1 protein-coding gene is annotated in these 397 nt (G+C 39.5%); it reads right to left on the minus strand.

Features of this window, described 5'->3' with window-relative positions:
* A partial coding sequence (locus JW499_RS21790; protein ID WP_438839604.1) for a hypothetical protein occupies nt 1-219 on the minus strand: 219 nt, incomplete at its 3' end.
* Nucleotides 220-397: the final 178 nt, after the last annotated feature.

Raw genomic sequence — 397 nt, forward strand, 5'->3', positions numbered from 1 at the left:
AGCTTTAGAGCGATTTATCTTCTGAACCAGACTCTTGTCATTTGTTTTGGTAAAGAGAAAAGTTTTTCCATCGATTTTATGAATATACAAATAATTGGAGCCAACCTGCAGGTGATGATTATCAGCCAGCAGAGAATTAAGGAAAACAGACAGGTTTATTGAGCGCTTATCTTTCCCTTTATTTTTGCTGCGGTAAGTCGCATAAAAACCATTCTTCATAATTCAATCCATTTACTATGTTATGTTCTGAGGGGAGTGAAAATTCCCCTAATTCGATGAAGATTCTTGCTCAATTGTTATCAGCTATGCGCCGACCAGAACACCTTGCCGATCAGCCAAACGTCTCTTCAGGCCACTGACTAGCGATAACTTTCCCCACAACGGAACAACTCTCATT

The sequence above is a fragment of the Amphritea pacifica genome, assembly GCF_016924145.1.
GTDB lineage: Bacteria > Pseudomonadota > Gammaproteobacteria > Pseudomonadales > Balneatricaceae > Amphritea > Amphritea pacifica.